The sequence below is a fragment of the Longimicrobium sp. genome (assembly GCF_036280135.1).
Lineage (GTDB): Bacteria > Gemmatimonadota > Gemmatimonadetes > Longimicrobiales > Longimicrobiaceae > Longimicrobium.
The window spans coordinates 1-12,555 of record NZ_DASURI010000122.1; the positions used below are offsets into that span (position 1 = coordinate 1).

General features: G+C 71.9%; 13 protein-coding genes. 7 read left to right on the forward strand and 6 right to left on the reverse strand.

Annotation, left to right across the window (positions count from 1 at the left end):
* Nucleotides 1-45: 45 nt before the first annotated feature.
* The gene (locus VFZ20_RS03845; RefSeq protein ID WP_329682507.1) at nucleotides 46-1,554 is read right to left on the reverse strand and encodes a gluconokinase; all 1,509 of its coding nucleotides are present in this window, start codon (nucleotides 1,552-1,554) and stop codon (nucleotides 46-48) included.
* A 93-nt stretch (nucleotides 1,555-1,647) separates the two neighbouring features.
* On the reverse strand, nucleotides 1,648-3,027 hold the full coding sequence (locus tag VFZ20_RS03850; RefSeq protein ID WP_329682508.1) for a PRC-barrel domain-containing protein: 1,380 nt from the start codon (nucleotides 3,025-3,027) through the stop codon (nucleotides 1,648-1,650).
* Between the two features lie 279 nt (nucleotides 3,028-3,306).
* On the opposite strand from VFZ20_RS03850, the gene VFZ20_RS03855 reads away from it, so the two are divergent.
* The 7 genes from VFZ20_RS03855 to lysC all read left to right on the forward strand — a co-directional run bounded on the left by VFZ20_RS03855 (nucleotide 3,307) and on the right by lysC (nucleotide 7,887).
* The gene (locus VFZ20_RS03855) at nucleotides 3,307-3,693 is read left to right on the forward strand and encodes a PAS domain-containing protein (protein WP_329682509.1); all 387 of its coding nucleotides are present in this window, start codon (nucleotides 3,307-3,309) and stop codon (nucleotides 3,691-3,693) included.
* Nucleotides 3,694-3,800: 107 nt separating this feature from the next.
* On the forward strand, nucleotides 3,801-4,739 hold the full coding sequence (gene uvsE / locus VFZ20_RS03860) for a UV DNA damage repair endonuclease UvsE (protein ID WP_329682510.1): 939 nt from the start codon (nucleotides 3,801-3,803) through the stop codon (nucleotides 4,737-4,739).
* Between the two features lie 161 nt (nucleotides 4,740-4,900).
* Nucleotides 4,901-5,245: a type II toxin-antitoxin system RelE/ParE family toxin gene (locus VFZ20_RS03865; RefSeq protein ID WP_329682511.1), complete on the forward strand. Its 345-nt coding sequence runs from the start codon at nucleotides 4,901-4,903 to the stop codon at nucleotides 5,243-5,245.
* Complete coding sequence (locus VFZ20_RS03870) at nucleotides 5,245-5,685, forward strand: helix-turn-helix domain-containing protein (RefSeq protein WP_329682512.1); 441 nt, start codon at nucleotides 5,245-5,247, stop codon at nucleotides 5,683-5,685. Before VFZ20_RS03865 ends, VFZ20_RS03870 begins: the two co-directional genes overlap by 1 nt.
* Before the next feature lie 136 nt (nucleotides 5,686-5,821).
* Nucleotides 5,822-6,073, forward strand: coding sequence for an AbrB/MazE/SpoVT family DNA-binding domain-containing protein (locus VFZ20_RS03875; protein ID WP_329682513.1), 252 nt, complete (start codon nucleotides 5,822-5,824; stop codon nucleotides 6,071-6,073).
* Nucleotides 6,067-6,390, forward strand: coding sequence for a type II toxin-antitoxin system PemK/MazF family toxin (locus tag VFZ20_RS03880; protein ID WP_329682514.1), 324 nt, complete (start codon nucleotides 6,067-6,069; stop codon nucleotides 6,388-6,390). The genes VFZ20_RS03875 and VFZ20_RS03880 overlap by 7 nt, the downstream gene beginning before the upstream one ends.
* A gap of 90 nt (nucleotides 6,391-6,480) precedes the next feature.
* On the forward strand, nucleotides 6,481-7,887 hold the full coding sequence (gene lysC / locus VFZ20_RS03885) for a lysine-sensitive aspartokinase 3 (protein WP_329682515.1): 1,407 nt from the start codon (nucleotides 6,481-6,483) through the stop codon (nucleotides 7,885-7,887).
* An 87-nt stretch (nucleotides 7,888-7,974) separates the two neighbouring features.
* On the opposite strand, the gene VFZ20_RS03890 is transcribed toward lysC, so the two are convergent.
* The 4 genes from VFZ20_RS03890 to VFZ20_RS03905 form a co-directional block, all read right to left on the reverse strand.
* Nucleotides 7,975-9,270, reverse strand: coding sequence for a retropepsin-like aspartic protease (locus VFZ20_RS03890; protein ID WP_329682516.1), 1,296 nt, complete (start codon nucleotides 9,268-9,270; stop codon nucleotides 7,975-7,977).
* A gap of 145 nt (nucleotides 9,271-9,415) precedes the next feature.
* Nucleotides 9,416-10,126: a hypothetical protein gene (locus VFZ20_RS03895; RefSeq protein WP_329682517.1), complete on the reverse strand. Its 711-nt coding sequence runs from the start codon at nucleotides 10,124-10,126 to the stop codon at nucleotides 9,416-9,418.
* The gene (locus tag VFZ20_RS03900; protein WP_329682518.1) at nucleotides 10,126-11,214 is read right to left on the reverse strand and encodes a nucleotidyltransferase family protein; all 1,089 of its coding nucleotides are present in this window, start codon (nucleotides 11,212-11,214) and stop codon (nucleotides 10,126-10,128) included. Before VFZ20_RS03900 ends, VFZ20_RS03895 begins: the two co-directional genes overlap by 1 nt.
* A 98-nt stretch (nucleotides 11,215-11,312) precedes the next feature.
* Entirely contained in the window at nucleotides 11,313-12,371 is a 1,059-nt protein-coding gene (locus tag VFZ20_RS03905; RefSeq protein WP_329682519.1) for an isocitrate/isopropylmalate dehydrogenase family protein, read from the reverse strand.
* Between the last annotated feature and the right edge of the window lie 184 nt (nucleotides 12,372-12,555).

Genomic DNA, 12,555 nt, shown 5'->3' on the forward strand with positions numbered 1-12,555 from the left:
AAGTGTACACCCTCTCCCGCGCAGTTTGCGGGAGAGGGTGCGAGCCTAGGCGAGCGGGTGAGGGCCCACCGCGGTCCGCGCCGCGCGATACACCGCGTGCGCCGCCCCGTCCGGCTCCAGCCGCGCGCCGCCGTCCCCACCGCGCGCTTCGGCCTCCGCGGCCCGCGCGGCAAAGGCGACCGCGTCGTCGATCGCGCCCACCCGCTCCAGCGCCAGCAGCGCGGCGCCGCGCATGGTGCTCTCGTAGTGCGGCGCCAGGCGCAGGGGCCGGCCCAGCGCGTCCGCCACGATGCGGGCCCACGCGGGCGACGCGTGCAGCGCCCCGCCGCCGGCCACCACCTCGTCCGCCGGACCGAACGCCGCTTCCACCGCGTCCAGCCCGTCCGCCATGGCGAACGCCGCCGCCTCCAGCCACGCCCGCGCGATCTCCACAGGCCCCGTCGCCTGCGTGAGCCCGCTCAGCAGGCCCGTCTCCGGGCCCAGCGGCCGCGGCGGGCGCTCCGGCAGCAGGCGCGGGACCACCGTCAATCCGTGCGCGGCGGGCGGCAGGGCGGCCAGCAGGCGCTCCATCTCGTCCGCGGGCGGAAGGCGCAGCGTCCGCTCCAGCCAGGCGAAGACGCTGCCCCCGTTGCTCATGGCCCGCCCGGCCACCGTCCGCCGCTCATCCAGCCGGTAGCACCACAGCCCAGCGGGGACGATGGGCTCCGCGTCCGCCCGCAGCACGCGCAGCGCCGCGGACGTGCCGATCGTCAGCCCCACGCGCCGGCCGATGGCGCCCATCCCCAGGCTGGCGCAGGCGCCGTCGCCCAGCGCGGGCAGCCACGGCACCGTCGCCAGCTCCGGCCACCGCCGCGCGTGCTCGCCGATCAGCCCGCGGAACGGCGCGTCGCCGATGGGCGGCAGGGCGTCCGCGCGGAGGCCGACCGCGTCCAGCATCTCGCCGTCCCACGCGCGGCGGCGCAGGTCCATGAGCCCCGTGCCGCTGGCCATGGACGCCGACGCGCGCGCCTGGTCAAAGAGCCGCAGCGCCAGCAGCTCGCCGATGCCTGCCCAGGTGGTTGCGGGCGGCAAGCTATCGCCCGCGGCGCCCCGCAGCCAGACCAGCCGCGCGGACGGATACACCTCGTGGAGAAAGCATCCCGTCCGCCCGTGCGCGGCGTCCTCGTCCACGCGCGCGCGGAGCGCGTCCGCGGCCGCCCGCGCGCGACGGTCGCCCCAGCCGTACATGGGCGTCACGGCCCGCCCGTCCGCGCCGAGGCCCACCAGTCCGTGCCAGAAGGCGGCGATGGACACGGCGGCGGGCTCGATCTGCCACGTCCGCCCCGTCCGCACGGCCGCGTCGATCACCTGGATGCAGAGGCCGGCCAGCGCCTCCGCGTCCGTCTCCATCCCGCCGTCCGGCGTTACGCGCCACGCGTACTCCGCGCGGGCGATGGACTCCAGCGAGAGCGGCGCGCCGGCCGCGTCCATCCATCCCGCCCGCACGGACGACGTGCCGATGTCTACGGCCAGGATCCACGGGCCGCGGCGGGCGGTCGTCGGGCGATCGGTCATGGGAAGGGACAATCTACGGCGTCCACGGCCCCGGGGCCACGAAACGGACGAGGCGCCCCCGCGATCGCGGAGACGCCCCGAACCGTCCGTGGATCAGAGGTTGCCCTGGCCACCCACGCCGCGGTTGCGATGGTCCTCGCGCAGCAGCTCCGAGGCGTCGCGCGACAGCCGGTCCACCTCCTCGCGGCTGGCGGATCCGTCACCGCCGGTCATGCTGCCGCGGCCGCCCGGGATGTCACCGCCGCGGCTGCTTCCCTGCATCCCCGCCTCCGTGCCGCCGGAGAGGCCGCCGCGCGACAGGCTGTCCGGTCCGCCCGTCCCGCCGCCCGTGCCCATCCCCCCGCCGATGCGGCCGCCGGCCACGTCGCCGCCGAGCCCGCTGCCGGAGCGCCGCCCGCCGTAGAACGCGCGGTCGTCGAACGCGTCGCTGGCGTAGAAGTCCTCGTCCGCGTTGTGCTGGTAGTCGGACCCGGCCAGCCCGGACGACTGGTGGCTCACGTCCCCGTGCGGCTCCAGGCCCGTGCCCATGCCGCTCACGGGTCCCTGCCCGCCCGCGGACATCGGCGCGTTGCCGCTGCCGCCCAGAACGCCCTCGCGAGGTGAGTTGTGATCGTGCCCGCTCACCGACGAGCCGTGCGTCCCCGTCCCGTGCGACGACGAGCCGGCGGACATGCCGCGGTTCTCGGTGGAGCCCTCCGTGGGGGCGACCATGCCGCCGCCGTGCATCGTGCCGCCCGCGCGGACGCCCAGGTCGGAGTCCGTGCCCGTCCGCATGGAGCCCGTGTCGCGGAGCCCGGCGTCGGGGCGCGTGGCGCCGGCGCCCAGGGAGCCCGTGTCCGCCATGCCCGCGCCGCCCAGATGCGTCGTGCGGTCCATGTCGTACCCGGCCGCGCGCATCCCCTCGCCGTCGGGGATGCCCTCGTTTACGGCGCGCACCTCGTCGCGCGTCCCCGTGCCGGTCAGGCCGGCACCCGTCGTCCCGGTCATCCCCAGGCCCGTGCCGGCACCCGGCGTGTTGTCCAGGCCGGCCGTGTCCATCATCCCCGCCCCGCCCATCATCCCGACGCCGCCCATCGCGCCGGTGGACGTGCTGCGGGTGCGGAAGCTGTCGCGCACGCTGCTCTCGAAGTCGCGCGTGAGCGGGCCCTGGTTGTACGAAGGCAGCGCGCCCAGGTCCGACGACGACAGGCCGTCCACCAGCACGCGGTCGCGCTCCTGCTCCAGCCGCGCGTAGCCGATGGGGATCAGCACGTGACGGTCCATCCCGTCGCCCATCACGCCGCCGTCCACGTCCACGTCCAGGTAGCGCACCTTCATGGCGCTGGTGTCGATCAGCAGCTCGTCCACCTCGCCGATCTTGCGCCCGTCGGCGGCCAGCACCTCCCAGCCGCGCACGTCGGGATCGCCCTCGGCCACCTTGAAGTCGTCCAGCTGGCCAAGCGGAACCACCCTGTCCATGTCGTTGTTCGCCATCGGGCTCTCCCTGGTTGCAAAAGCGGGCCGATGTCCCGGTGCCGCAACAGCATCGGCGCGCGCGTGGTCCCTCGCGGGGCGTCACCGGGGAGCCGATGGGAGTTGCAACCCCCGCGCCAGAACACCCGCCGGTGCATCTGTAACAAGCCTGGGCACAGCTTTGACAAACTGTGTGCAACCCGGTACGATTCTCGCTAGGGAATCCGCATCGCTGCTACCCGTGCGGGAAGCAGCCGGTGGACGCGCCCCCTCACGCATTGAGTACCCAGGAGCACCCGTATGCAGGCCACGATGACCGGCACCAGCGAAGTCCTTACGCGCGCCGACGTTCTCACGGAAGACGAGCTCGACACCCTCCCCGTGGGGATGATCCAGCTGGACCGCGAGGGCACGGTGCTCAAGTTCAACCAGACGGAGAGCAGCCTGGCGCGGGTGGACAAGGGCGACGCCATCGGCAAGAGCTTTTTCGACGACGTGGCGCCGTGCACCAAGGTGCAGGAGTTTCACGGCAAGTTCGTGGAGGGCGTGGCCAACCGGAACCTGCACACCGTCTTTCCCTACCAGTTCCGCTTTCGCGACGGCCGGGAGAAGAACGTGGTGATCAGCATGTTCTACAGCGGCACCACCGACACGGTGTGGGTGCTGGTGCAGCGCCCGCAGTCCTGACGGCGGCGGCGAAGACCGGATCCTTCTCGCGCGGGGGCGCGGCTCGTGCAGCCGCGCCCCCGCCGCGTTGGCGGACGTGACTCAATCGGATCGGAACGGAGAGGCGGATGGCAAAGCGCGAGTGGCCGCGGCGGCTGGGTTTCGCCGTGAAGGTGGCGGGGCGCGAGGGGCTCAAGAGCAACGACGCGCGGCGGTGGCAAAGCAATCCTCACCTCACCGTGTCGATGGGGTACCTGCGCGAGGTCCTGGACTACCTGGACGAGATCGACGTGCGGATGTACCGCATCTCCAGCGACTTCGTCCCCTACTGCACGCACCCGGACCTCCCGCAGTTCCACGGGCAGATCGGCGAGTGCCGCGACGGCCTGGCGGAGCTGGGGCGCATTGCCCGCGAGCGGGGCATCCGCCTGTCGCTGCACCCGTCGCAGTACGTGCTGCTGAGCGCGCTGGACGAAAAGATCAACGCCAAGGGCATCTGGGACGTCAACACCCAGGCGGAGCTGCTCGACGCGATGGAGCAGGGCCCCGAGGCCGTCGTCATCCTGCACCTGGGCGGCGCGTACGGCGACAAGGACGCGGCCATGGCCCGCTTCGTGGCCAACTATCCGCGGCTCAGCGAGGGCGGCCGGCGGCGGCTGGTGATCGAGAACGACGAGACGCTGTACACCGTGCAGGACTGCCTGCGGGTGCACGAGGCCATCGGCATCCCCGTCGTCTTCGACCACCAGCACCATTTGCTGAACCCCGGCACCCTGTCGCTGGGCGAGGCGTGCCGCGCGGCGCTGGCCACGTGGCCCGCGGGGGTGCAGCCCAAGGTGCACTTTTCCTCCCCGAAGCTGGATACGCGGATGGTGATGCGCGGCAAGAAGGAGGTGCCCGCGCCGCCCCTGCTCAGCCAGCACGCCGACTACGTGCACCCGTGGGAGTTCGCGTCGTTCCTGCGCGAGGTAGGCCCCGCCCCCTTCGACGTGATGCTGGAGGCCAAGATGAAGGACGAGGCCCTCCTCAAGCTCCGCGAAGACCTCACGAAGCTCAGGTTGTGGTGAGCTGATCCACGCCGTTCCCGTAAGGAGCGACACCCACGCGCCAGGGCCCGGACCAACATGCGGTCCGGGCCCTCCGTGCACTTACGCCATTTCCCCTGCTCGTTTAGCTTCGCGCGTCCACTCTGCACGCCTCTTGCAACTATGACACGAGGTGTTATACTTTGAGCGCGAAGACGAAGCTGATCCAGTTTATCTCCCTCCCCGTGTTCGACCGCATGGCGGAGGGCCTGCTGGGCGACAACGACATCCGGCACATCCAGCAAACCCTTCTGGAGACGCCCGATGCGGGAGCGGTCATCCGGAGAGCCGAAGGATTACGGAAACTCCGTATCTCCGTCCCGGGCCGGGGAAAGCGCGGCGGCGCACGGCTGATCTACCTGTACATCCAGCTCCGCTCCGTCATCTACTTCGTCGCCGTGTTCTCCAAGACGGAGCAGGCGGACCTGACCGTCGCGGACTACCGTGTGCTCGGAGAGCTGGCCAGGAGCCTGAAAGAGGAGGAGTAATGGACGAGCAGCACAGCCCGCTGGGGCGGCTCATCATCGAAAGCATGCAGGAGGTGCTCGCCCACGCCCGCGGCGAGGACATCCCGGCGCGCGTAACGACCGTGCAGGTGACGGCGCGCAAGGCGCACCTGGAGCCCCCACCCTGGTATCCCCCGCACCTCATCCGGGAGATTCGCCACCGGCTCTCGGTGTCCCAGGCCATCTTCGCGCAGATGCTGGGGGTAAGCGCCAGCACCGTCCGGGCGTGGGAGCAGGGCAAGCGCGAGCCCGAGGGTCCCGCGCGCCGGCTGCTGCAGGTTGCCGACCTCCACATGGACGTCTTTTGGCAGACGTGCGGCGACGTCCATCCAGGCGCGCCCGGAGTGCGGCCGCTCCCCCGCGTGGTCAACGCTTCCCCGCCCCGTCAGGAGCGGCTTGCGGCCGACACGGACGCGTCCTGAATCCACATCCGCTCGTCTCGTTTCATCATCCGTGTGTCGGCTCACCTGGCAGCGGATCCGCCCCGCGGCACGGGATCGAGACACCTGTTGCAAGCGCCACAATGTGATTACATTGTGACTACAACAGGAGAACCTCATGCGCGCACGCATCGTGAAAATTGGCAACTCCAAGGGCATCCGGATCCCCAAGCCGATGCTCGAGCAAAGTGGGATCGGAGACGAGGTGGAGCTCAAAGCGGAAGATGGCCAGATCGTTATCCGCGCCGTGCGCCATCCCCGCGAAGGCTGGGAGGCGGCGTTCGCGGAAATGGCCGCGCGTGGGGACGACAAGCTCCTGGATGACGTGCCCTCCACCAGTACCTGGGACGAAGAGGAGTGGGAATGGTAGCCGAGCGCTTCGAGGTTTACCTCGTAACGCTGGACCCGACCGTCGGAAGCGAGATCAGGAAGACACGGCCCTGCCTGATTATCTCGCCGGACGACATGAACCGTCATCTCGCAACGGTGATCGTCGCGCCGATGACCACGAAGGGACGCACGTATCCAACGCGCGTCCCTTGTCAGTTCCAGGGCAAGACCGGCGAGATCGTCCTGGATCAGCTCCGGACGGTCGACCAGTCGCGCCTGGTCAAGCGCCTGGGGCGCATCACCGTGGTGGAGCGGAAGTCCGTGCTGGCCAGGCTTGCAGCCCTGTTCGCGCCCTGATCTCGCCGCCCTGCCTTGTGCCCTCCGCCGCGGCGCGCGACGTTGCGCGGTGCAGCGACGTGACGGTCGGAACCACGGGAGGGACACAGGATGCGTGACGAGAACGCGGCAACCGGAGCCGGAGCCGGGCCGCTGGTGATGAAGTTCGGCGGGACGTCGGTGCAGAACGCGGAGGCCATCGGGCGCCTGTCGGCCATCGTCCGCGGGCACGCGACGCGGCGGCCGGTCGTCGTCGTCTCGGCGCTCAGCAAGGTGACGGACGAGCTCTCCGCCCTCGCCCGCCTGGCGGATGGCGGCGAGGTGACGCGGGAGATGGAGGGCCGGGTGAGCGCGCTCGTGGACCGGCACGGCCGCGAGGCGGACCGGCTGGCGCGCGGCGAGGCGCTGGACCGCGTGCACGCCGAGTTGGCGGCGGCGTTGCGCGAGATCCCGCTGCTGCTGGAGATGATGGCCATGCACCCAGGCACGCGCCGTCCCCTGCGCGACGAGCTGCTGTCGTGGGGCGAGCGGCTGTCGTCGCACATCGTGGCCGCGGCCCTGCGGACGGACGGCCTGCCGTCGCGCTGGGTGGATGCGCGGCAGTGCATCCGCACCAGCGAGGAGCACGGCCGCGCCGAGCCGGACCTGGACGCCACGCGTGCAGCCTGCCGCGCCGCCCTCCTCCCCGCGGTCGACGCGGGCGAGGTGCCGGTGACGGGCGGCTTCATCGGCGCGGCGGCGAACGGCGCCACGACCACACTGGGCCGCGGCGGCTCGGACTTCTCCGCCACGCTCGTGGGCGCGTCGCTGGACGCGGCCGAGATCCAGATCTGGACGGACGTGAGCGGCTTCATGACGGCGGACCCGCGCGTGGTGGGCGCCGCGCGCAGCATTCCCCGCCTGACGTACGACGAGGCCGCGGAGCTGGCCTACTTCGGCGCCAAGGTGCTGCACCCGCGTACGCTGCACCCGGCCGTGGAGGGCGGCATTCCCGTGCGCGTCTGCAACTCCATGGCGCCCGACTCCGCGTCCACCCTCATCGACGCGGCCGGCGCGGGGCCGGGCGCGGCGGGCATCAAGGCGGTGGCGCACAAGAACGGCATCACCATCGTCCGCATCACCTCCGCGCGTATGCTGGGCGCCTCCGGCTTTCTGCGCGCCATCTTCGAGGCGTTCGACCGCTACGGCATCGCCGTGGACGTCGTCGCCACGTCGGAGGTGAGCGTGTCGCTGACCGTGGACGACACGGAGCGGCTGGAGCGCGCCGTCCGCGACCTGCGGGCGCTGGGGCAGGTGGACGTGGAAGGCGGATACGCCATCGTCTGCGTGGTGGGCGAGGCGCTGCGGACCACGCCCGGGATCGCGGCGCGGGTGTTCGGCGCGATGTCGCGGATCAACGTCGCACTCATCTCGCAGGGCGCGTCCGGCATCAACCTGACGTTCGCCGTGCACGAGCACGACGCCGCCCCCGCCGTGCGCCTGCTCCACGCGGAGTGCCTGCAGCCCGGAAGCAACTGATTTTCTCACGCAGAGCCGCAGCGGCCGCAGAGTACTTCGTCGCGCGATGAAGTACTCCGCGCCTCTGCGTGAGGATTTCTTTTTCCGTTACCGAAACCGGATCTGCATCCTCCGAAAGTCCAGGGTCATCGCCTCGAACTGGCGGATGACGTCCTGGCCGATGTTGCCGAACAGCCGGTCGCTGTCGTCCGTCGTGGGCTCGATGAACACGCGCACCTGGGGCACGGTGGCCTCGCGCCCGCCAATGCGCAGCACCAGCGGCGACAGCGCGTACGCCCGCACCTCGCGCATGCCGCCGGCGCCGCCCGTCTGCACGGTCGTGGGCGCGCCGCCGGCCTCCACCAGCGCCCGGCGCGCGGCGTGGAACGGCATGTACAGCGACGTGCTCTGCGCCCCCGTGTCGAACCCGAAGTGCAGCCGCTGCCCTCCGTGCTCCGCCGCGATGATGGGCATGAGCCCGCGCATGCACAGGTTCTGCTCGCCCAGGTCGCCCCCGGCCGTGTCGCCCAGGACGAGCTCGCCGCTTTGCAGCACCGTCGTGGCGCCGAACGCCGAGATCACGGGAAAGCCGATGATGCCGCGGATCTGGTAGCCGATCTGCGGAAACGCCAGCGCGCTGTCCGGAAACACCAGGAACACGGCGTTTCGTACCGCCGCCCCGCCAATGCGAAGCTCCGGCGCCACGCCCACGTGCGCCCTCGTCATGGTCCCCGTGCTGGAACCGACGTTGACGGTCGCGTCCAGCACGCGCACGCCCATCTGCCCCGCCGTGGACTCGGTGATGGTGGACAGGTTGGCGCCCGTGTCCCAGACGAAGTCCACGGTCTGCCCGTTGGCCTCCACGGCCACGTTCACCAGGTTGGCCCGGTCGCGCCGGGTCGCCACGCGCACGGGAACGGGCAGCTCCACCGTCTGCGCGGGGGTGCCGGCCAGCGCGCCCCACAGGCCGCGCACGTTGGCCGCGTTCTCGCGCCCGGCGCTGTCCGTGGACGCCTCGCCCGCGAGGGCCGCGTACACTTGCGCGGCCTCGCCGTAGCGATAGGTGCGGACGTAGGCATCGCCCAGCAGCTCGTACGCCGTCTGCCGCCGCCGGTCGTCCGCCGCCGCAGCAGGGGATGCGAGAAAGCGGCGCAGCTCCGGGATGGCCGCCTCCGGCCGGCTGAACGCCACGTCCGCGGCCGCGCGGTAAAAGTCCGTCACGGGGCCGCCCTGCCCGCCGTGCCCCGCCAGCGCGTCGCGCAGGCCAAAGCAGTCCTGGCTGTGGTACAGCTCGGCCAGCCGCGCCTCGCTCGGCGGGGCGGACGGCGCCGGTCCCGCGGCGGGCGCCGCGCACGCGCTCACGGCGGCGGCCAGGGCGCCCGCGAGGCCCAGTCTGAGGTTCATGGGAAGTCCTGGAGAAGAAGTCCGGGTGCGCACGCCCGCCGCCCCGTCGTTGCTGAATGCCGGACGCACGAACGCCCACGCCCGGAGCGATGTCCGGACATGGGCGTGTACGTCCATCTGGATGCCGGAGTTCCCCCGCGGGCGCTCAGGCCGCCCGGGCGACCTCCACGCCGCGCCCCAGCGCCTCCAGGCTGGCCGCCAGCTCGGCACTGACCTCGTGGGGCCGCACGGGCGCCTCGATGATGGCCGGCACGTGGGGCGGAAGCAGGTGCGCCACGGCCTGGCAGGCGCGGATGCCCGCCTGCGACAGCCGCACGTGCCGGCTGCCGGCGTCGAGCTCGCTGACGTGCACCTCGGCCAGCCGGTCGCCGAACGCGTCGAGCAGCCGGTACGCCTGGGCCATGGTGGGATCGCACTGGGCCGCGTGCGCCACGTCGAAGCAGAACGACGCCCGCGGAAGCCGCGCGAACAGGGGCCGCAGCTCCTGCACGGTGCGGCCCGGCTTGCGCGCGTCCATGTTCTCGATGCACAGCCGGTCGCCCAGCGCGCGCCATGGACGGACGTCGTGGATGGCGTCGGGGTGCACGATGACGAGCCAGCCGCGCCGGGCGACGGGCAGCAGCGCCCGCGCGATGGCGGCCTCGTCGGCGGGGGCGAACGCGCTGGGGGCGTGCACCGACACGTGCCCGTACGCGTCAAGGTCCAGGTCGGGCAGCGCCCCCAGCAGCGGTCCCAGCTCGTGGGCCCGCAGCGCCGACAGCTCCACGGCGCCCGCGCCGCGAAAGGCGAGCATCCGGAGTGCCGCGTGGACGTCCGAGCCCGCCAGGGCCCCGGTGGAATAGCCGATGGTTTCCATCAGAACACTCCGGACCGGATGGTCAGGTCGCGCAGGGGCGTGCCGGCCGAGAAGAAGATCTCGTTGAGCGCGTCCTGGAACCGGGCCCCCAGCTCCCGCACGCGCTGGTACTGCGCATCGGTGTCGGCCTGGCTGGGAGGCAGCGTGTCGAGGTGCCGGCGCACGTCGCGGTCATTGAGCATGCCCAGAAACGCGTCGTAGGCGCCCAACAGCCGCTCCCCCGCACCCGAAAGTTCACCGAAGTAGTATAGCACGACCCCGGCCACGATGTCGAGGGGTGCCGTGCGCACCAGTGTCATCAGGTGGTCCACCACCTCCTGCGCGCCATGCCAGGGATGCGCCCGCCGCGGGCCGGGAAAGGCGGAGTCGCAGGAGAAGCAGCTCAGCAGCCCGGCCGCGTACAGCAGCTTGCGCGACATGCGCAGCTTGGCCGTGCGCAGGGCCCAGCCGCGCGCGCCGCGGTCGCGCCGCTTGTGGGCAAAGTCCACGGCCAGCGTGCGCCAGTAGCGCGTGACGTCGTTCTGCAGAAAGCGCGGGACGCGGTACGGCGTGTCGCCGGGGCTCACGAGGTCTTCTTCCACGTAGCGCGCCAGCACGCTGCGCACCACGCGGTCGTACGCGCCGCGGTCGCCCAGCGGCGCCGACTCCAGCAGCAGGAGCAGCCGCTGCGTGGTGTTGTGGTTGGTGTCGTCGTCGCCGCCGATCCGGTGGATCAGGTCGTGGCTGAAGGTCAGGCTGCCGAACGGCCCGCCCGCGGCCGGCGCCGTGAGTTCCATCTCGCGCAGCCGCGCCTGGATGCGCCGCGCGTGCAGGGGATGGTCCGCGTCCGCCGCGCCGTCCACCAGCAGCGTCCAGTCCACGTCGCTGCCGTCCGTCAGCTCGCCGCGCGCCAGCGAGCCAAAGACGACGAGCGTGGTCCCATGCGGCACCAGGTGCGCGTGGCACAGCTCCCGCCGCAGCCGCTCCATCATGGCCGCCGCCCTGTGCCGCGACGCGGTGATGTTGGGCCACCGGGCGCCCAGCCGCACGCGCAGCTCGGCCAGGGAGTCGGGGAACGTGACGGCGGATTCGGTGCTGCGGGTCAGCATGGGGCCTCCGTCCGGGGACGAAGGCGCGCCACGGGTTCCTCGCGATCCCATGGCGCGCCGCATCCAGAGCACGGAGTTTACACGAACTTTCCGTCCGGTCAAGCCCCCGTCAGCCGGCGCGCGACGGCGTCGCCGGCGGCGGTGGTGCCCAGGGTGCCGCCCAGCTCCGCCGTCGTCTCGCCGGCGGCGATGCAGTCGCGGACGGCGTCTTCCAGGCGCCGGCCCAGGTCCGGGCGGCCCAGGTGCTCCAGCATGAGCCCGGAGGTAAGGATGGCGGCGAACGGGTTCGCCAGGTCCTTGCCGGCCAGGTCCGGCGCCGAGCCGTGCACGGGTTCGAACAGGCCGATGCGCCCCGGGTGGATGTTGGCCGACGGCGACAGCCCCAGCCCGCCCACGAGCGCCGCGCCCAAGTCGCTCAGGATGTCGCCGAACAGGTTGCCCGTGACGATCACCTGGTAGCGCTCGGGGGCCATCACCATGTCCATGGCCAGCATGTCCACGTACTTGGCCTCGGACTGGATGTCGGCGTACTCGGCCGCCACCTGCTTGAAGACGCGGCGCCACAACCCGCCCGCGTGCTCCATGGCGTTGGACTTGTCGCTCATGGTCACGCGCGTCCTGCCGTTGGCGCGGGCCCACTCGAACGCCGCCCGGATGATGCGCTCCACGCCCTTGCGCGTGTTCACGTCCTCCTGGATGGCCACCTCGTCCGCCGTGCCCTGCTTGAAGACGCCGCCCATCCCCACGTACACGCCTTCGGTGTTCTCGCGGAAGATGACCATGTCCACGTCGGCCATGCCCTTGCCGGCCAGGGGCGTGAGCGAGTCGTGGAACAGGCGCACGGGGCGGTAGTTGACGTACAGGTCCAGCTTGAAGCGCATGCCCAGCAGGATCTCGCGCGCGTGCTCGTTCCCCGGCACGCGCGCGGGGTCGCCCAGGGCGCCCAGCAGGATGGCCTGGTAGTTCTCCCGCAGGTCATCGAATTCCGCGTCGGTGATGGCCTGGCCCGTCTGCACGTAGCGGTCGGCGCCGTGCGGCCACTCCACCAGGTCCAGCTCCAGGCCGGAGCCGGCCGTGACGGCGCGGAGCGCCTTGACGGCCTCGCGCGTGACTTCCTTGCCAATGCCGTCGCCGGGGACCACCGCCACTTTCGGCATGCTGCGCGCTTCCGTTGCGTCTGGGTTGATGCGGATGGATCACGAAGGCGCGCAAACTACCCGGCGCGGCGCGGGCGGGGCAAGGCGCGGCGGATGACGGGAGAGATGCGAGGAGTCGAGATCCCGGTTGGAGGCGCCCCCCCAGCCGGAGCGACTGAAGCCGCCGCTACCACAGCGGAAAGCC

What these genes read in the sequence shown, in the direction of transcription:
- VFZ20_RS03875 (WP_329682513.1), top strand. Translation starts at nt 5,822, where the DNA reads ATGCGCGCACGCATCGTGAAAATTGGCAACTCCAAGGGCATCCGGATC.
- VFZ20_RS03870 (WP_329682512.1), top strand. Translation starts at nt 5,245, where the DNA reads ATGGACGAGCAGCACAGCCCGCTGGGGCGGCTCATCATCGAAAGCATG.
- VFZ20_RS03880 (WP_329682514.1), top strand. Translation starts at nt 6,067, where the DNA reads ATGGTAGCCGAGCGCTTCGAGGTTTACCTCGTAACGCTGGACCCGACC.
- VFZ20_RS03850 (WP_329682508.1), bottom strand. Translation starts at nt 3,027, where the DNA reads ATGGCGAACAACGACATGGACAGGGTGGTTCCGCTTGGCCAGCTGGAC.
- lysC (WP_329682515.1), top strand. Translation starts at nt 6,481, where the DNA reads ATGCGTGACGAGAACGCGGCAACCGGAGCCGGAGCCGGGCCGCTGGTG.
- VFZ20_RS03900 (WP_329682518.1), bottom strand. Translation starts at nt 11,214, where the DNA reads ATGCTGACCCGCAGCACCGAATCCGCCGTCACGTTCCCCGACTCCCTG.
- VFZ20_RS03890 (WP_329682516.1), bottom strand. Translation starts at nt 9,270, where the DNA reads ATGAACCTCAGACTGGGCCTCGCGGGCGCCCTGGCCGCCGCCGTGAGC.
- VFZ20_RS03855 (WP_329682509.1), top strand. Translation starts at nt 3,307, where the DNA reads ATGCAGGCCACGATGACCGGCACCAGCGAAGTCCTTACGCGCGCCGAC.
- VFZ20_RS03845 (WP_329682507.1), bottom strand. Translation starts at nt 1,554, where the DNA reads ATGACCGATCGCCCGACGACCGCCCGCCGCGGCCCGTGGATCCTGGCC.
- VFZ20_RS03895 (WP_329682517.1), bottom strand. Translation starts at nt 10,126, where the DNA reads ATGGAAACCATCGGCTATTCCACCGGGGCCCTGGCGGGCTCGGACGTC.
- uvsE (WP_329682510.1), top strand. Translation starts at nt 3,801, where the DNA reads ATGGCAAAGCGCGAGTGGCCGCGGCGGCTGGGTTTCGCCGTGAAGGTG.
- VFZ20_RS03905 (WP_329682519.1), bottom strand. Translation starts at nt 12,371, where the DNA reads ATGCCGAAAGTGGCGGTGGTCCCCGGCGACGGCATTGGCAAGGAAGTC.